This is a genomic window from Chlamydia sp. 16-02, assembly GCF_042235055.1.
GTDB lineage: Bacteria > Chlamydiota > Chlamydiia > Chlamydiales > Chlamydiaceae > Chlamydia.
In genome coordinates this window covers 791554-809687 of the sequence record NZ_CP114172.1, presented here as the reverse complement: position 1 = coordinate 809687, position 18134 = coordinate 791554, and the positions used below count along the sequence as shown (strand labels likewise).

The window sequence follows — 18134 nt, the reverse complement described above, 5'->3', positions numbered from 1 at the left end:
CGTAGTGTTTTCACGATTATTCTCCACCCCATTTTCACCAGAAATATTAAACAATTTTTTTGAATCAGGCATGGCAGAAGATAATAGCCCCATGTTATCCCAAAAGAATCGGTTATTGAGTCGTAATCTTTCTTTAAAGTCCGCGTGTATTTCTTTAGGAACATATCTGTGTGCGTTAGCTTTTTATTGGTTTCGCATTGTTGATATTTCTAATTTATTTGTTGTTTTTACATTTTTTCTTGCTGGAACCCCAGCCCTGATAAAATCTTTAGATGATATCCGCAATAAGACTGTGAATATTGATATTTTAATGACCTCAGCAGCCTTTGGTTCTATTTTCATTGGTGGAGCTTTGGAGGGGTCTTTACTTCTTGTTTTATTTGCTATTTCTGAAGCCCTTGGACAAATGGTATCAGGGAAAGCAAAGAGCACACTAGCTTCTCTGAAACATTTAGCACCCACTATTGCCTGGATAGTTGGTGAAGATGGGAACTTAGAAAAAACGCCAGTAAGTCAAGTTCAAGTTGGTGATATTATCCGAGTCAAAAGTGGCGAGATCGTTCCCTTAGATGGAGAAATTATTCACGGTTCCTCTTCTATTAATCTTATGCATCTTACTGGAGAAAAAATTCCTAAATCTTGTCAGATGGGCTCCATAGTTCCCGCGGGAGCACATAATCTTGAAGGGAGTTTTGACCTGAAGGTTTTAAAAACAGGTGCAGACTCAACAATTGCCCATATTATTAATCTAGTTATTCAAGCACAGAAATCCAAACCTCGTTTACAACAACGTTTAGATAAATATTCTTCAGCCTATGCATTAACAATCTTCGGTATTTCGACATCTATAGCTGTTTTAGTTCCTTTATTTACCTCTATTCCTTTCTTAGGACCCAATAGTGCTTTTTATCGCGCCCTAGCATTTCTCATTGCAGCATCTCCCTGTGCATTAATTATTGCTATTCCGATTGCCTATCTAAGTGCAGTAAATGCCTGTGCAAAACATGGAGTTCTTCTTAAAGGCGGTGTCGTCTTAGATCGCTTAGCTTCTTGTAATTCTATTGTTATGGATAAAACAGGAACACTAACCACAGGAGAGCTTACTTGTATTGGTTGTGATAATTTTGGAGAAAAAAATCCCGATTTCTTTCCTGCCATTTTAGCTTTAGAACAATCTTCTATGCATCCTATTGCACAAGCAATTGCTGCCTATCTTATAAAGAATAATGTTTCTTCTCTTCCCGCTGAAGAATACTGTATGATTCCTGGGAAAGGAGTTCGGGGTATTTTCCAAGGTCAGGAGGCGTTTGTAGGAAGAGTCGATACAGCCCTACAAAAAGTCCCTCAAGATTACGTTCAGGAATTAGAAGAGCGTGTACATACTGCCAGACAACGTGGGGAAATATGTTCACTAGCTTATTTACAAGGAAGCTGCGCATTATTTTATTTTAAAGATACTCCCCGTCCTGATGCTGGGAAAATTGTGAAAGAACTTAGAGATGAAGGTTATCCTATTAGCATGCTCACAGGAGACCATCAAATTAGTGCGGAAAATACTGCGAAGCTCTTAGGGATTTCTGAAGTCTTTTCTGATCTATCTCCAGATGATAAATTAGAAAAAGTACGCGAACTCGCGAAGAAACGCCATATCCTTATGGTTGGTGATGGCATTAACGATGCCCCTGCTCTCGCACAAGCAACAGTTGGGGTTGCTATGGGAGAAGCAGGAAGTGCCACGGCAATAGAAGCTGCGGATATTGTTCTTCTCCATGATGCAATTTCTCTATTACCGTGGATCATAAGAAAAGCAAAGAAAACGCGAAAAATCGTCACACAAAACCTAGGCTTAGCCTTAGCGATTATCCTTCTTGTTTCATGGCCTGCCTCACTAGGAATTATTCCTTTATGGCTTGCTGTAATTCTCCATGAAGGCAGCACCATTGTAGTTGGACTTAACGCCTTACGGCTGTTAAAGTAAGCTTTTAGTATTTTGAGAATCTACGACTATAGATACTTTGTAAAATTCCTAAAGATGCCATTGTAGAAATCACTGAAGACCCTCCGTAAGACACTAATACTAAGGGAACTCCGGTAATGGGCATCAAGCCGCACATCATGCTGATATTGATTAACACGTGCATAGAAATATGCACGGTAATTCCTGCAGCTAATAATCTACCGAAATCATCAACAGCCACAGCTACAGTTCGGCAACCAAAACAAATGAGACAGTAAAACATCCATAAGGCAAAAAATAGGCCCATCAGACCGAACTCTTCTCCTAAAGCAGAAAATACTGAATCTGTATAACCGTAAGGCAACCATCCTCTACCAGCAAATTCCCCAGACTTCCATCCACGACCTTTAACACCACCTAAGCCAATAGAAATTAAAGACGCACGTTGATGATGATTCGAAGGGCTTAGCCTTTCGTATTGATATTCTTTAATCACCTTTAGTGCATAAGGCTTAACCTTCTCGTGAGAAATTATCCCTGAGAAAATCAGCAAAGAGCAGAACATGCCTAAACCTGCAATTGTCGCACAGATTTTCACAAATAAAGGGTGGATATTCCCTAAATAGAAAATTGCCAAAGCGACAGGACATAGCACCAGGGCAGTACCTAAATCTGGCTCTTTAAAAATAAGCAAAAAGGGAATACCAACAATAATACAAGCAAGTAAGGCTGTAGTCTTCGAAGAAATTACTGATTTGCGCACATCTAACGTATAGCTAAGCATGATTACAACAATAAGCTTAGCATATTCAGAAGGTTGAACACTCAAACCGATAAAAGGGATCTTGTACCATCTATGAACATTTTGCACTGTGGGGACAAAAAACAAACCTACAAGGCTCAAAAGCATGAGAATATAGAGAACCCATGCCCAGCTTCTTAAGCTATGGTAATCAAGATACATACATAAAGAGAAAGCTAGCCATCCCAAAGCAAAATGACGAATTTGCATGATGCTTTTATTCGTGAATAATCCCTTGGATGATGTGACTAGGATGGTAGAGGGATCCATCGAAGAAATAACAACTACGCTAATCATCATTAATAAAATAATGACAATAAACACCCAAGAATTGACATAGCTGAAATATCTAGCGTTTCTCATAATGCTCTTTATAGCTTAAGAGTGGGATACTTCCAATGAAAGTTATTTATTATGAAATAGCAGAAACTCCTTCCACGAATGAAACAGCAAAACAGCTTATGCATCTATGGAGTCCCCATGTTCTTACTGTTATTTCCACTCAAAAGCAAACAGCTGGGAAAGGTAAATTTAATAAAACTTGGCTTTCGTCCGATAAAGATCTTACCGTATCGCTGTGCTTTTTCATTACCGAATTAGATATCGATATTAGCCAATTATTCCGTTTAGGAACAGAAGCAGTTCTCAATCTTATTCAAGATCTGGGCATTCGTAATGGAACTATAAAATGGCCTAATGATATTTTAGTAAATGAAGAGAAACTCTGCGGGGTTCTTAGTGAAACTATGCCTGCGCAAGGCTATTTAGGAATAGTTTTAGGAATAGGGATAAATGGCAATACGAAAAAAGAAGAACTTACTTCTATAGACCAACCAGCAACATCCCTTTCAATACTATTAAATCGCACTGTAGATCTTGAAGAAATTCGTGAGAAGCTTATTGAACATGTAAAAAAAAGTATCTTACAAAGATTCTCAAAAATCCTAGCGAGAGAAATAGATCATAGGTAGATCAAGAAAACGAAATAGTCTAGAGGCTATCCACAACGACGGACTTGATCGTTGCTTTAGATATTTTTCAACGGCCTGCTCGTAAGCAGCGGTCTCAAAGGCAAATAAATTATCCCTAGCCCAAAAATCCTCTAGAGAACGAACAGTATCCTCACATTCATGATGTTCCCCTATAGATTCTAAAATCTGATGGACTAGTTTAGGAAGAGTTTCTTCCATTTCTTGAAATGCAAAAAGAATATCGTAACCATGTTTTAAAAACTCTCGCCAAGACATCTTATGATGCTGCATTAAAAACTCTGCTTCCTGAGATAATTGTGGTGAGGCAAAATTTACTGAAAGAGAAAGTAACGCCTGACGTTTTGCTATTGCATGAGCAAGCAAACACTCCCAAGAAAGCATAATATTCTTTATGAGATAATATAGCTGACAATATGCCCCAAGAAAAGCGCCGAATAATACGCTAAAAATAACTACAAAGACTAATCCTGCCATAGGTTGCATATGGCTCACCGGTGATAAAAAAGCAACAGAGCGCTACATATACGTAAGAATCTCAGCATCGGTAAGCTCACGATATTCCCCATAACGAAGACCTCCAAGAACAAAGCTTCCTATACGAATACGTGTAAGCTCTAAAATAGGTAACCCCGCAGCTTCTGCAAACAAACGGATTTCATGTTTCTTCCCCTCATTTACAATAATTTTGATTGTACCCCGACGGATCTTCTCAACAGAAACAGGACGAATTCTCTTACCATCAATAACAGTCCCTTCCATAAGATCTTCAAGATTTTTCGCAGTAATTTCGCGGTTTACCTTAAGCAAGTATTCTTTGGTAATTCCAAAAGAAGGATGGATAATCTTATTAGAAAATTCTCCATCATTCGTTACTAAAATCAGTCCAGAAGTTTCCTTATCTAATCTACCGACAGTAAATACCCGATAAGGAAGATGGGAAAACAAATCGATAACTAGTTTATCTCCTGGGAATTTTTTCTCGGAAGAACATAAATATCCCAAAGGTTTATGGACCATGAAATATACTTTCTTAGTCATACCTACGCGCTGACCATCTACCTTCACAGTATCCATTTCTTCATCTACTGTCACAAAAGGGCCAGGAGCCACACGACCATTTACAGTTACATGCCCTGAAAAAATAATCTCATCACACTTCCTGCGTGATGCAACACCAGAAGAAGCTAAAAACTTATTGAGACGAACCTTTGCCATAATATTCTCCATTCGAGACATATATTGTGCCCAAGAATGACAATAGAGGTCCACTGTTCTTTGTTATAAAAAAATATTGTCGGGGAAAAGATCTTTCTTCTAGACAAAAGTTTTTTTGTTCCTATGCTAGTTTTCTTAATCCACCACTCAGGAAGTCATGGCTTTTCTTATCTTATTACGACACGGAAAATCCGTCTGGAATGAAAAAAATCTTTTTACAGGATGGGTAGATATCCCTCTAAGTCAAAAAGGAATCGACGAAGCTATTCTTGCAGGTCAGGTAATAAAAGACCTCCCGATAGACTGTATCTTCACTTCTTCTCTAGTTAGAAGTTTGATGACGGCATTGCTTGCAATGACACACCACAACTCTAAAAAAATTCCTTATATTGTTCATGATGATGAGCAACAGAAACAAATGAGTAGGATCTATAGTGATGAAGAGAAGAATATGATTCCTCTTTATCGTTCTAGCGCATTAAACGAAAGAATGTATGGAGAACTTCAAGGGAAGAATAAAAAAGAAACTGCCGAGAAATTTGGTGAAGAACAGGTCAAATTATGGAGACGAAGCTATAAAATAGCACCTCCTAGCGGAGAAAGTCTCTATGATACTGGGCAACGTACCGTTCCCTATTTTGAAGAAACCATCTTTCCTTTATTGAAGAATTCAAAAAATGTATTCATATCTGCTCACGGAAATTCCTTACGTTCACTTATTATGGATATAGAAAAATTAAGTGAAGAAGAGGTACTCTCTTTAGAGTTACCTACAGGAAAACCCATAGTATATTTATGGACCGGCCACACATTCGAACGACATCCAGAACCATTTGGTTAAACAATCAACAAGCAATACCTCCTTCAGCTTCAGTTCGAGAGAGTTTGGAGACTTATTCTGATCCATTCTCTTTAACACCTTCATCAGCAATGAAATTGCTTAATGAAACTGAAGAGGTTGCTCGTAAGCTCGTTGGTTGTTCTGAAGAAACCCATACATTTCATTTTCTTCCGCATTTTCCCCATGCTGCAGCAATTATCGTAGCTGCTTTATTAGAAAACCTTACCTTTTTCCAAGGAAGGAATCATCTTTTAGTCTCCTCTCATGAGCAGCAATATAATATTGATGCTATTTGCCGCCGGCAAGGATTAGGAACTACTTATGATTGGGTAACAATAAACTCTTCAGGAAGACTTTCTCCAGAACAACTTACAGAGGCACTAACACCGCGCACCCTACTCTTTTCATTATCTGCTGCCAACGGTATGACAGGATTCATTGAACCTATAGAATCTCTACAACCCTTATGTAAAGATCGTGGCGTCGTTCTACATTTAGACCTTTGTGATATTTTAGGACGTGCAGCAATCACTCCAGAAATGCTCGATGCTGATATTCTTACATTTTCTTCTTTATCTTTAGGAGGAATTGGAAATGTCGGAGGAGTGTTTATTAAAAAATCTCTGAGTAAGTTCTTCAATTTATGGCTACCTACAAATTCTCCAGGAACTTTGTGTTTGGGCTCTGTAGCAGCTATGAAAACAGCATGTCAGGAACGTTTGTCTTCTTTTTCTTCATTGATCCTATCTTCGATAAATCTAAGAAATAAACTTACAAAAGCGCTCCAAGCGGCCTGTCCCAATGTGCAGTTTCTTTTCCCAGAATTAGAAAATAAACTTCCTAATGTAATGATTGCTACTATAGGAGATATCCCTGCTGAAAGCTTAGCTTTCTTCCTACACCAACAAGGCATCTATCCAGGACTTGGTTACGAGCGTTTCCAACCCCTATCTCAAATACTACAGAATTGTGGGGTATCGCCTTTTCTCTGTCACAGCGCTCTACATTTTTCTTTCACAGAGAGAACGAAAGATGAACAATTTACAACTTTAGGACGCGTTATCCAAGAGGGTAGCGCCCACCTTCAATCTGCAGTTGCGAGCTCAGTATGACAATTCCATTTCAACCTGTAGCCTCTTGGGCAAATGTATCTCCAAAAGTTATGAAGAAATTTCACAAATTTTATTGCGGAGGAACATTTTCAGCAGAAGATGCCGAAACAAAAGGAGCTAATCTGATTATCGGCAGTCAAGGCCATAGGCTTATGGGCAATTATGTGATATTTTATTGGTTAATAGATAAGATAAATGGAAAAATTATCGATGCAAAATTCCAATATTTTGGACACCCTTTTCTACTTGTACTTGCAGAAACAACATGCAACTTAGTTATTGGCAAAACTTATGCACAAGCTTATAACTTAACTGTTAATAACATCGATACTGAGCTACGTTCCCATCCTAACAAACCTGCTCTTCCAGACAATAGTTCAGCTTTATACCACTGCGTCATTGATGCTTTAGATATCGCTGCTGAACAATGTATGGAAATCCCCCTCGAAGATGGTTCCCTACCCCTAAAAGAATCCTTTTTACCTTCAGAGATTGAAGATGCTAATCCTTATACTAAAGAAGCTTGGGAAAGCCTCTCTTTAGAATCACAACTACACGCTCTACGAACAATCACTGAAGATAAAATATCACCTTATGTAGCTCTCGATGGCGGTAGCGTGCTTATTGAAAATCTTGAGGGGAATATTGTAACAATTGCCTATGCAGGAAATTGTTCTGGATGTTTTTCTGCTATAGGATCTACATTGAATTCTATAGGCCAACTCTTACGCGCCTATGTTTATTCTGAATTGCAAATTAAAGTAAATGAGGCATCTTTAGATTTTTCTATGTCTCAATACTCTGACGAAACTAATTAACTTTTATAGTTCGTGAATTGTCAATAATTCATATCTTTTGATAAAGAATGATGAAATGTTAATAACTCTATAATTATTTCATTATTTTTTCTTGAGGATTGTTGTGTTTTTTCAATTCCTAAAAAAGAAAGCTGCTTCGTTAGGCATCTCTCCTTTAGGCCTTTTAGTTGTGTCTACAGCTTTAGGGAGTGCCATCTTTTTCGGAAAAAACACTTCCAAATCTCCTGATTTTTCTCAGACATCTGAAAAAAAAACTACAGGTTGGTTTAAGCTTAGCCAAGTAGGAAACCCGAAATTACTAGAGTCCTTAGCAAAAAAAGAACAGATAGAAAGAGATCTTACAATGTTTCAATCGGTAGCTAATGCTACTGTAGCTCTATCTTTGCCTACAGAAGATGATCCTGATATCGTTCCTCAAGTTTCAGTTATTCTTTCGTCTCATAGAAACGAAGTATTCTCATCATCTTTGTTACTGTCTATCACGGACTATCTATCCAGTAGCATTCCTGGATTAAACAAAGAACATATTACCCTATCGGATAATCTAGGGAATATCTACTCCCCAGGAGAGTTTTCTACCAACTCTCTATTACTATCTACATGCGAAGATTACTTAGGCAAAATTTTCCCTAAGGAACATTTTGCTCTTGCCTATCTAATAACAAAAAACACTCCTACTGTGCAGCTAACGGTTAATGAGAAGTACCTAGCAAAATTCCCAAAAGAAAAAAGAGAAGCTTTTCTAGTTCATGCCGAAGATCATCTAAAGAAGATCTGTGGGAGTAATCATCCTATCATTATTGAGAAATTTCCTTTTTCACAAACGATACAAAAAGATCGCCTCTCCTATAAACTTCTCGTTGGAGGGACTATTCTACTTTCTAGTTTAGGAATTATTGCTTTGGCAAGCTTTTACCTTGCTTTTTACGCTTATGAGCACATTCCTTCAGAATCAAAAAAAATAAAACAGGGCATAAATATTGCAAAGCTGGTAGAGATACTACAAAAAGAATCTCCCGAAAAAATTAGGCTGATTCTCTCGTATTTGGATCCCAAGAAAGCCGATGAGATCTTCAAACATTTGCCTGAAGATGTAAAACACCAAGTACTGAAATTATAAACATTAAGAATTAGGTATATCTTGTGACACTGTCTCAATCCCCTTCAGATACTGATGGTTCGCTAGATTCCCCAGAGAGAAATAAAGACTGGGATGAAGGATTCTCCCAGGGCTTTTCAGAAGGAGAAACCTCAGGATATGATAAAGCTTTTCAAGAACTTCTATCCTTAATTCAGATATTTCGGAAATTATCGATTCGCATGCTTTCTGAAATAGAGAAGGTTCCTCAACAACTGAAACCCGATCTTGTAGAACTCGCAATTTTAACCTGCGAGAAATTCCTCTATAAGAAATTAGACAATGTTGAAGAGCTCGCACTTTTAATTTCCTCTGCTCTACAGCAACATACATCTTTGCGATCTTTATCTCCCATAAAGATCTTCCTTCATCCCGAAGATCATAAGAAACTTAATGATTGGATAGCAACGCATGAAGTCCCCATGATTAAACATGCGGAGTTTCTCCCTGATACATCTTGCAAAAAATCCAGCTATAAAATGGAGGTTCCCTCAGGAATCCTAAGACAAGAAATTGGAGAAGAATTAGATCATTTGCTTTCTGTTTTAACTGCATGACACATCTAAATTACGAAAAATCCCAACTTCAATATTGGCAGCCTTACCGCACTTGCGGACTTCTCTCTAGAGTCTCAGGGAATCTCTTAGAAGTTCAGGGGTTATCGGCATGCCTTGGTGAACTTTGTCGTATTTGCATGCCAAAATATCCCGATCTCCTTGCTGAAGTTATCGGTTTCCACAATCAGACAACATTATTAATGTCGCTATCCCCTATGCACTATGTTGCTTTAGGATCCGAAGTTCTTCCTCTACGTCGTCCCCCATCACTACATCTTTCTGATCATCTTCTTGGTCGTGTCATCGATGGTTTCGGAAATCCATTAGATAATAAAGAAAACCTACCAAAAACACATATAAAACCCTTAATCGCTCCCCCGCCATCTCCGATGTCCCGACAACCTATTCAAGAAATTTTCCCCACGGGAATTAAAGCTATCGATGCTTTCTTAACTTTAGGGAAAGGACAACGTATTGGGGTATTCTCAGAACCAGGAAGTGGAAAATCTTCGTTATTATCTGCGATAGCTTCGGGATCTAAATCTACAATTAATGTCATCGCTCTTATCGGAGAAAGGGGAAGGGAAGTACGTGAATATATAGAGCAGCATGCTTCAGGACTCAAACAACACCGAACTATTATTATCGCCTCTCCTGCTCATGAAACGGCACCAACAAAGGTAATTTCAGGCCGTGCTGCTATGACAATAGCAGAATATTTCCGAGATCAAGGTCATGATGTTTTATTCATTATGGATTCTCTATCACGATGGATAGCCGCCCTTCAAGAAGTTGCCCTAGCAACCGGTGAAACCCTAGCTGCTCACCAATACGCAGCTTCTGTTTTCCACCATGTATCAGAATTTACAGAACGTGCGGGGAATAACGATCGAGGTTCTATAACCGCCTTATACGCTATCTTACATTATCCTAATCATCCGGATATCTTTACAGATTATCTAAAATCGCTCTTAGACGGGCATTTCTTCCTTACTAATCAAGGGAAAGCTCTAGCTTCACCTCCTATCGATATTCTTCTTAGTCTATCGAGATCAGCGAAAAAACTAGCTCTTCCTCATCACTATGCAGCAGCTGAAAAACTTCGTGCCTTATTAAAAACATACCAGGAGGCTTTAGATATCATTCAATTAGGAGCCTACACTCCAGGACAAGATAAAGATCTCGATGATGCTGTAAAAATTCTTCCTAGCATAAAAAGTTTCCTCTCCCAACCATTATCAAGTTACTGTCAGTTAGAAAACACCTTGAAAGAGTTGGAGGCTTTGGTAAATCTTGAATAAAAAATTAGTGAGCCTTTCTACTCTATCAAAAATAAAAATCTATCACTCTTTATTAAAAGTACGCCACTTTAAAAGTAAAAAGTATTATCTATCTCAAGAGCTCGTAAATATAAAAGACCAGATGATGGTGACTTCTAAAATCAGAAAGGAAAGGTTTTTATACCGCAACAATATAGAACATTACAATTCGCTTTTAGAACACTTGCAAACATTACAAGTATCTATTTATAAACAACACAATATCTCCTGTAAGCGTCTACAAGAGCATCAAAATAAACTACTAGAACTAATTAACCGTAGAAAAATCATCGAAAAGATCAAGAATAATAAGTATTCTAACATCAAGAGATAGGAACGCAAGGCTAACTGTAATGACCGACTCTGTAATCTTTCCGTCTGTCGTGGAAATGTCTTCACTAACAGAAAAACTCAAATCTATTAATCAAGAGCATTTATTAGATTCATGGTCGTCTCTTTCTCAAAAACAACAACAACGCCTCTACTATCAAATTTCTTCTATAGATGTTGAGCTTTTCCATAAACAACGTCAGCTCATTACTTCTCCAAGATCTATCTTAAAAGATTTTCATCCTTTAACTTCCTTTGCTTCTTCTGGAGAAGATTCCGAAAGAACAAAAATAGGAACTAATCTTCTAAAAGAAAAGAAAGTCGCTTGTGTAGTTCTTGCTGGCGGGCAAGGATCTAGATTAAAATGTGATGGTCCCAAAGGGCTTTTCCCTGTATCTCCTATCAAAAAAAAGCCTCTCTTTCAGCTTGTTGCTGAAAAAGTCTGTGCAGCAAGTAAACTTGCGAATCAGCCTCTACCTTTAGCTTTTATGACATCTCCGTTAAATAATCGTCAGACACGTTCCTACTTCGAATCTAATGATTATTTCCATCTTGATCCCAATCAAGTGGACTTTTTCTGCCAGCCACTTTGGCCTTTATTATCCTTATCAGGGGATCTCTTTTTAGAAGATGCTGATACCCTATCCCTAGGGCCTAATGGCAATGGTTGCCTAGCAACTCTTCTATACACCTCAGGGCTTTGGGAAAAATGGAAAAAAGCCGGGGTCGAAATGGTTAGCGTTATTCCTATTGATAATCCTTTAGCTCTACCTTTTGATGTGGAACTTTGTGGATTCCATGGGATGGAAAATAACGAAGTAACTATTAAAGCTGCTTCGCGACAAACGGCAATTGAAGATGTTGGCATCTTAGTACAGTCTAATGATTCAGGGAAAACCTCAGTTATTGAATATTCCGAAATACCTCAAAACGAGCGTTTTGCCACAAATCAAGATGGCACTTTGAAGTATTGTCTAGCTAATATTGGATTGTATTGCTTGTCTATGGACTTCATTGCCCACGCAGCTCTACGTGAACTTCCTCTTTATAAAGCTCATAAACATGCAAAACAGTTAGGACTCTATTCCTCTGAGAAAAATTCTTGGAAATTTGAAGAATTTATCTTTGATCTATTTTGTTACAGCGAGCGTTGTCAAACTCTTGTTTATCCACGTCAAGAATGCTTCGCACCATTAAAAAATCTTGAAGGCAATCACAGTCCAGCAACTGTTCGAGAAGCTCTCTCTGCTAGAGAACGTCAAATTTTCCATAAAGTGACCGGGAAAAAACTTTCTCCAAACACAACATTTGAATTAGAAGCCGATTTCTATTATCCTTCAACCTCTACCTCCCTGCATTGGGAGAATAAAGCATTTTTCGAGGAACCGTTTTTTGAGGCCTCATGAAGGAAAAAATTGCCTACTTAGGTATGGGCATTTGGGGATTTTGTCTCGCATCATTATTAGCAAATAAGGGTTATCACGTTGTTGGATGGGCTCGCAATCCTGAATTGATTGCTCAGCTACAAATAGAACAACGTCATCCCCAAGCTCCTGATATTCCTATTCATCCTAATCTGTCCTTTACTACAGATATGGCAGAAGCTGTAGAAGGAGCTTCTATGATTGTTGAAGGCGTATCCTCAGCAGGCATACGTCCCGTATCCGAACAATTAAAAACAATCACAGATCTCAATGTGCCTTTTGTCATTACCTCAAAAGGTATCGAACAACATACGGGATTATTACTTAGTGAGATTGTTGTAGAAATTTTTGGTAAAGATGCTTCGCAATATCTTGGTTATCTTAGTGGGCCTTCTATAGCTAGAGAAGTTCTTAAAGGCTGTCCATGTTCCGTAGTGATCAGCGCATATAATCCAGATACTTTAAAAAAAATACACAATGCTTTCCTAACTCCAACATTCCGAGTATATCCCAATAGTGATCTTAAAGGTGTGGCTCTAGGCGGAGCTTTAAAAAATATCATAGCAATCGCTTGTGGGATTTCTGATGGATTCCATTTTGGAGACAATGCCAAATCAGGATTAGTCACTCGAGGACTTCATGAAATACGGAAATTCGCAACAATTATGGACTGCCGCCCTGACACTCTGAATGGTTTAGCAGGTCTTGGGGATCTCTGTACAACGTGCTTTTCTTCATTAAGTAGAAATACAAAATTCGGGAAATTAATAGCTCAAGGAATGACTCTTGAGAAGGCAAAAGCAGAAATTGGCATGGTTGTTGAAGGTGCCTATACTGCCCTTTCAGCATACCAAATTGCCAAACATCATAAAATCGATATGCCGATAACTACGGGCATCTATCGCGTATTATATGAAAATCTCGATATTAAAGAAGGCATCGCTGCACTTTTACAAAGAAATACTAAAGAAGAATATCTTTAAAAGAAGAAGATTTCTATCTTCCTCATCTCCTTAGATAGAAGTCCTATCTCTACAGAGTTTTCATTTGTACATTTTTTTATCATTTGTTAAAGATGAATTTATAACGCATAGTAAATAAGGCCATCTACTAAATGAATAGCAAGCTGAAAAAGCATCTACGTTTAGCATCCCTCTCTCTCCTAGCTTTATCAGGAATTTTTTCTTCCTCAAACCTTAATGCTATGCCGTCAGGAAATCCTGCTTATCCTGTCATCCCAGGAATTAATCCAGAACAGAAAGGAATGTGTGCATTCGAATTTTGCAATAGCTATAGTCTCTTTGCAGCACTTACAGGGAGCTTAAAAATAGGATTTTCTGGAGATTATATTTTTTCAGAAAGCGCAAGAGTAAAGAATGTTCCCGTAGTGACATCTGTTAACACAACAGGAACCGGACCTTTACCTACAATCACCTCAACAGTAAAAGATTTCGACTTCGATCTAAATGATTCTAAAGTTAGCGCTAGTTGTATTTTTGCTTCAGTAGCTTTTCAAGATACTTCACCTGCTGCTATTCCCCTATTAGATATCAGCTTCGATGTAAAAATCGGCGGATTGAAACAATACTACCGTCTACCTCTTAATGCCTATAGAGACTATACTTCTTCACCTCTTGCTTCTGAATCGCAAGTTACCGACGGTTTGGTAGAAGTACAAAGTAACTATGGTTTTGTTTGGGATTTAAGTTTGAAAAAGATCCTTTGGAAAGATGGGATTTCTTTCATTGGTATTGGTGGAGATTACCGCCATGCAGCATGTCCTATTAACTACATCGTAGTAAATAGCCAAGCAAACCCTGAAGTATATTTTGAAGATTCTAACGGTAAAATTAGCTATAAAGAGTGGTCAGCAAATATAGGAATCACTACCTATGTGAATGACTATATTCTTCCTTATGTTTCTGTTGCTGTAGGAAGTGCATCAAGGACGGCACCCGCAGATAGCTTTAAGCGTCTAGAAAGCCAGTTCTCTAACTTGAAGTTCAAAGTACGCAAAATTACAAACTTCCATAGAGTGAACTTTTGCTGTGGAGCAACAAGCTGCGCATCAGATAACTTCTTCTATAGCGTTGAAGGACGTTGGGGCTGCCAGCGTGCTATAAACGTAACTGCAGGATTCCAATTCTAATTATACGAGCTGATTAACGTACGATATACGTTATGTATCAGTTTCAATGATGCTGCAATTAAACTCCATTCCTGCTGCATAGCACGCATCTGAAGTTCTAACATCAATTGATGCGTTTGAGCTAAATCTCCGTAATTTTGCACATCAGAAAGACAGTTGTTAAAGAAATTCAACAAGCCACCCTTTGCAGTTCCTGTATTGATGTCAATTTCTCCATCAACAACCTTATGTTCCAAATCCTGCAATGTAATTATAGAAAAATCAGAACCCATAATCTTATAAGAAGGATCGTATTCACTATTCCCAGGAATAAAAACAAGAGCATTCAGATTCAACATCAGATTCTTCATCTGATTTATCATAATGCTTAGTTCATTATTATAGCCTGTAACGATGTCCTCGAGCTGTTTTTTTTGAGCATCAGAAAGAGAACTATTTCCCTGAATATTCTTAGAAATTTGCTTCAATAAAAGCTGTGCATTCTCAGCACTTTTAATATCATTTCTCAACTGTAAACGCTCTTCTTCATAGCGATCTACAATCATCTGATAACCAAATTTAAAATTCGCAGTTCCTGATGTTTGAGAAATATAAGATCCTAAATTATACATAATAGGAGCAGAGTTAAAACTCTTTATAGTCTCTAAAAGAGGACTAAATAAGTTCTGAGCATATCCTGAAAGATTTAATTCTCTTCCCAATGCATATAAAGCAGTTTCTTGAGCAGGGATATATTTATCTAAAAGGATATAAGCAAATGCCGATTGGAAAGGCATTTTATTGACTATAGAACCCTCTACCGGAGCAAGCTCTGGAGCTGTTGTTAACGCTTGCGGAGATATTCTATCCAAATGCTCTTGAAAAATCTTATTTGCTTCCTTACGTAGCTCTTTATTTTCTTTTTCTGTAAGTACAGTTTGTATTACAGCAAGTTCGAATCCTGTATCTAAAAAGTCATGCTTCAAAGAAGATACAAACTCTCTACGCAATCCCAAATCACTAGCTTCCTTAAGTAAGTCTTGCATGATTTTTAAATGAGAAGCTACCTCGTTCATCTTTGTATAATCTGCTGCTACTTCAGCAGGAGATACACGACGTTCTGCAAATACCGGACCTTCAGAAATTTGATTAATCTGTTGATAGCCTTGTATTGGAGAGTTTTTCATAACTTCACCTATTTAAATCTACGTGTTAACTTCGCAAATATCTGATTCATCAATGCTAAAGCAGCGCTGACCATAGTCCACTCTTGCTGAATTGCGGAAGATTCTAACTGTAATGCGAGCTGTTGGTTTTGGTTAAAGGTTGTAAAATTCTGTTGGGTAGCTTCTAAACTCTGTAAGATCTGCTGCTCGCCACCAGGAACAACACCGTTTTCACCACCTTCAATAACAAAGCTTTCAAAAGACGATAGAAAACGGGCCCAATCATCTGATATCTTACCGTTAACCTTGATAACAAATGCCTTGTCAGTCTCTTCGGGTTTATCTACCGAACTAAATTGCATATTACGTAACAAAATAAACAAATTTCCTAAATTACGTATCAAAGCATTGAACTGGAATTCATACCCGGAAATTGTCTGACGAAGTTCTCGTTTTTGAGAAGATGTCAATTCTGTGTCACTGTTTATGCTTGTCAAAATTTTTGTGAGTTCAGTTTTTACTCTTTGACAACGCTCAATATCACTTCTACAACGTACTTTTTCTTTATCTAAAACACTCTGGGCTTTTCCTAAAGCATCAGTAAGAGCCTGTAAGTTCATCTGACGCAAGTATATTGCTAAAGAATAATAAACATCTGCAGTTTGGAAATTCGTGACATGAGTAATAATTTGATTCATGTACTTAGCAGCTTTATTAGAGAAAGTCATCTGTACACCTAATGTCTCTAAAACGTGCTGCTGATTGGGTAAATACTTATCTAATAATAGAGAGGAGTAAACCATTTGTATTGGAGAGGTATCTACAAATGTCTTTTTACCCTCTTTCATACTCTCAAAATAATTTAATTTCGTAGGATCCATAGAATCTTTTTGTCCCATCAATTTGGCTGATTCTTCTGTCCATTTGGTAATCTGATCTTGGATTTGCTTAATACCATTATTCATCCCATCAATCACTTTCTGATAGTCAGAGCGCGACATCACGGAGGAAGGATTCTTCGTCATTAACTCAATGCATTGTTTGAAAAATTCAGGATTAAGATTAGTGTTACTGTCGTTATAAAATAACTTGATACCTTGATACTCAGTATAAGGGTTAGTCTTAAATGTAACCAAGGGTACATCTGCAACATTAAAACTGCTATTACCTCGTTCATCCCAATAAGACTGTTCTTGTGTAAGAACTGTTTTATAATCTTCTTGAGATGAGGGAATTTTTACCCCATATTGCCCAGCACACACTAAATAGGAATACAATAAACTTAGGAAACTCGGTAAAGACACACTGGCATTCATCTTCAAGCTACCCATAGCACTGATAAATGTAGTTACTCCCTGTTTGACTCCTTCAGGCATCTTATCTACAGCATTACCTGAATACTTATCCATAAGCATGCGATATACTCCACCCAGCACTATATAGGTGCGTGTCATACCGCCTTGCATAGCGTTATAACCAGAACCATTTAAATTAGTTGCTGTTGAAGAGATATCCCAAACAGGATTAAGTAGATCTTTAAGAGAACTTGAGAACTGACGTATTAGCTCAATGACTTTATTCGCTTCATCAATATTTAATGAGCATTCAGCAAGTTGGATATTCAATTGTTCAGAAACAGGATAAGACAAGGAAACCATGGCATTATAAACTACCATCATGTTCTGCCAAAAATTGATCACCTTGCTTTTTGGAGGAGCGTCTTTCCCTTGGAGTTTTTCTATTGCTGCTACAAACTCTTTAGGCAAAGCATATATTGCATTATATTGATCAGCTGTAGGATTACCTGTAGTGAATGGTTGTTTCAAAGTGCTTAGCTTAACTTGGAAATCTTTAACTATAGTTTTCTCAGCTTCTGTAGGATCAAAAATCCCTCCCTGATCGACTTCCTTTAACCAATCATCAAAACTCTTATCAAGTCCCTCTATATAAAGTTTTGCAGCAGCAAGATTTGGATTTGCTAAAACCTCACTAACTTTACCAGAATCATATGTAACATTCAGAAGTGTGATTTTTTCTTCAGGAAGATTTTCGAAAGAAACATCTCCTATAAATTCTGAAGAAATTTGCGCTACGGGCAACTTAGCCTCTGCTTCTTGCAACAAACCGAGTGCGTGCTTTAATCCCCTTGCTTTTTGATCTAGTTCTTGAAAAAGAAACACAGAACTAGAAAACGGTGTTGTCATATCTACCTGATCACCAAGTAGTGCCGCCGTTACATTGCGATTAAAAGTAATGTATGAAGGTTGTACCGTCACCGTAATTTATCCAGAAGAGATTAATTATTTTTCTAATTTTAAAATAAAAAAAATATTTC

Annotated in this window: 16 protein-coding genes and 1 pseudogene; 12 read left to right on the top strand and 5 right to left on the bottom strand. The window is 37.8% G+C overall.

Annotated elements, in window-relative coordinates:
• Positions 1-4 precede the first annotated feature (4 nt).
• Positions 5-1978, top strand: a complete 1974-nt coding sequence (locus O1W70_RS03530) for a cation-translocating P-type ATPase (protein WP_332380975.1) — start codon at positions 5-7, stop codon at positions 1976-1978.
• A gap of 4 nt (positions 1979-1982) precedes the next feature.
• Here O1W70_RS03530 and O1W70_RS03525 read toward each other — a convergent pair whose 3' ends face one another.
• Positions 1983-3122, bottom strand: coding sequence for an FtsW/RodA/SpoVE family cell cycle protein (locus O1W70_RS03525; RefSeq protein ID WP_332380973.1), 1140 nt, complete (start codon positions 3120-3122; stop codon positions 1983-1985).
• Positions 3123-3157: 35 nt separating this feature from the next.
• Here O1W70_RS03525 and O1W70_RS03520 point away from each other — a divergent pair, with 35 nt between their 5' ends.
• Positions 3158-3730, top strand: coding sequence for a biotin--[acetyl-CoA-carboxylase] ligase (locus O1W70_RS03520; RefSeq protein ID WP_332380971.1), 573 nt, complete (start codon positions 3158-3160; stop codon positions 3728-3730).
• Here O1W70_RS03520 and O1W70_RS03515 read toward each other — a convergent pair.
• Together O1W70_RS03515 and O1W70_RS03510 are read right to left on the bottom strand one after the other, a co-directional pair.
• On the bottom strand, positions 3704-4225 hold the full coding sequence (locus tag O1W70_RS03515) for a hypothetical protein (protein WP_332381185.1): 522 nt from the start codon (positions 4223-4225) through the stop codon (positions 3704-3706). The two genes, O1W70_RS03520 and O1W70_RS03515, sit on opposite strands and share 27 nt — an antisense overlap.
• 42 nt (positions 4226-4267) lie before the next feature.
• Positions 4268-4966 (bottom strand): pseudouridine synthase, encoded by a 699-nt coding sequence (locus tag O1W70_RS03510; RefSeq protein ID WP_332380970.1) that lies wholly within the window; start codon positions 4964-4966, stop codon positions 4268-4270.
• Positions 4967-5123: 157 nt separating this feature from the next.
• Here O1W70_RS03510 and O1W70_RS03505 point away from each other — a divergent pair, with 157 nt between their 5' ends.
• The 10 genes and pseudogenes from O1W70_RS03505 to O1W70_RS03460 all read left to right on the top strand — a co-directional run bounded on the left by O1W70_RS03505 (position 5124) and on the right by O1W70_RS03460 (position 14654).
• Positions 5124-5807, top strand: a complete 684-nt coding sequence (locus tag O1W70_RS03505; RefSeq protein WP_332380969.1) for a 2,3-bisphosphoglycerate-dependent phosphoglycerate mutase — start codon at positions 5124-5126, stop codon at positions 5805-5807.
• The gene (locus tag O1W70_RS03500) at positions 5762-6919 is read left to right on the top strand and encodes an aminotransferase class V-fold PLP-dependent enzyme (protein ID WP_332380968.1); all 1158 of its coding nucleotides are present in this window, start codon (positions 5762-5764) and stop codon (positions 6917-6919) included. Before O1W70_RS03505 ends, O1W70_RS03500 begins: the two co-directional genes overlap by 46 nt.
• Positions 6916-7737 carry a NifU family protein gene (locus O1W70_RS03495; protein ID WP_332380967.1) on the top strand — a complete coding sequence of 274 codons (822 nt, stop codon included), beginning with the start codon at positions 6916-6918 and terminating at the stop codon, positions 7735-7737. Before O1W70_RS03500 ends, O1W70_RS03495 begins: the two co-directional genes overlap by 4 nt.
• Before the next feature lie 103 nt (positions 7738-7840).
• On the top strand, positions 7841-8857 hold the full coding sequence (locus tag O1W70_RS03490) for a type III secretion system protein (RefSeq protein ID WP_332380966.1): 1017 nt from the start codon (positions 7841-7843) through the stop codon (positions 8855-8857).
• A 23-nt stretch (positions 8858-8880) separates the two neighbouring features.
• Entirely contained in the window at positions 8881-9432 is a 552-nt protein-coding gene (locus O1W70_RS03485; RefSeq protein WP_375797192.1) for a flagellar biosynthesis protein, read from the top strand.
• Positions 9429-10733: a FliI/YscN family ATPase gene (locus O1W70_RS03480; RefSeq protein WP_332380964.1), complete on the top strand. Its 1305-nt coding sequence runs from the start codon at positions 9429-9431 to the stop codon at positions 10731-10733. The genes O1W70_RS03485 and O1W70_RS03480 overlap by 4 nt, the downstream gene beginning before the upstream one ends.
• A pseudogene (locus tag O1W70_RS03475) lies at positions 10726-11099 on the top strand (hypothetical protein). The gene O1W70_RS03480 and the pseudogene O1W70_RS03475 overlap by 8 nt, the downstream one beginning before the upstream one ends.
• 5 nt (positions 11100-11104) lie before the next feature.
• Positions 11105-12487 carry a UTP--glucose-1-phosphate uridylyltransferase gene (locus O1W70_RS03470; protein ID WP_332380963.1) on the top strand — a complete coding sequence of 461 codons (1383 nt, stop codon included), beginning with the start codon at positions 11105-11107 and terminating at the stop codon, positions 12485-12487.
• Positions 12484-13488: an NAD(P)H-dependent glycerol-3-phosphate dehydrogenase gene (locus O1W70_RS03465; RefSeq protein ID WP_332380962.1), complete on the top strand. Its 1005-nt coding sequence runs from the start codon at positions 12484-12486 to the stop codon at positions 13486-13488. Before O1W70_RS03470 ends, O1W70_RS03465 begins: the two co-directional genes overlap by 4 nt.
• Positions 13489-13619: 131 nt before the next feature.
• The gene (locus O1W70_RS03460) at positions 13620-14654 is read left to right on the top strand and encodes a hypothetical protein (protein WP_332380961.1); all 1035 of its coding nucleotides are present in this window, start codon (positions 13620-13622) and stop codon (positions 14652-14654) included.
• Here the strand turns inward: O1W70_RS03460 and O1W70_RS03455 are convergent.
• Positions 14651-15820: a CT620/CT621 family type III secretion system effector gene (locus O1W70_RS03455; RefSeq protein ID WP_332380960.1), complete on the bottom strand. Its 1170-nt coding sequence runs from the start codon at positions 15818-15820 to the stop codon at positions 14651-14653. The two genes, O1W70_RS03460 and O1W70_RS03455, sit on opposite strands and share 4 nt — an antisense overlap.
• A gap of 8 nt (positions 15821-15828) precedes the next feature.
• Positions 15829-18075 (bottom strand): CT620/CT621 family type III secretion system effector, encoded by a 2247-nt coding sequence (locus O1W70_RS03450; RefSeq protein WP_332380959.1) that lies wholly within the window; start codon positions 18073-18075, stop codon positions 15829-15831.
• Between the last annotated feature and the right edge of the window lie 59 nt (positions 18076-18134).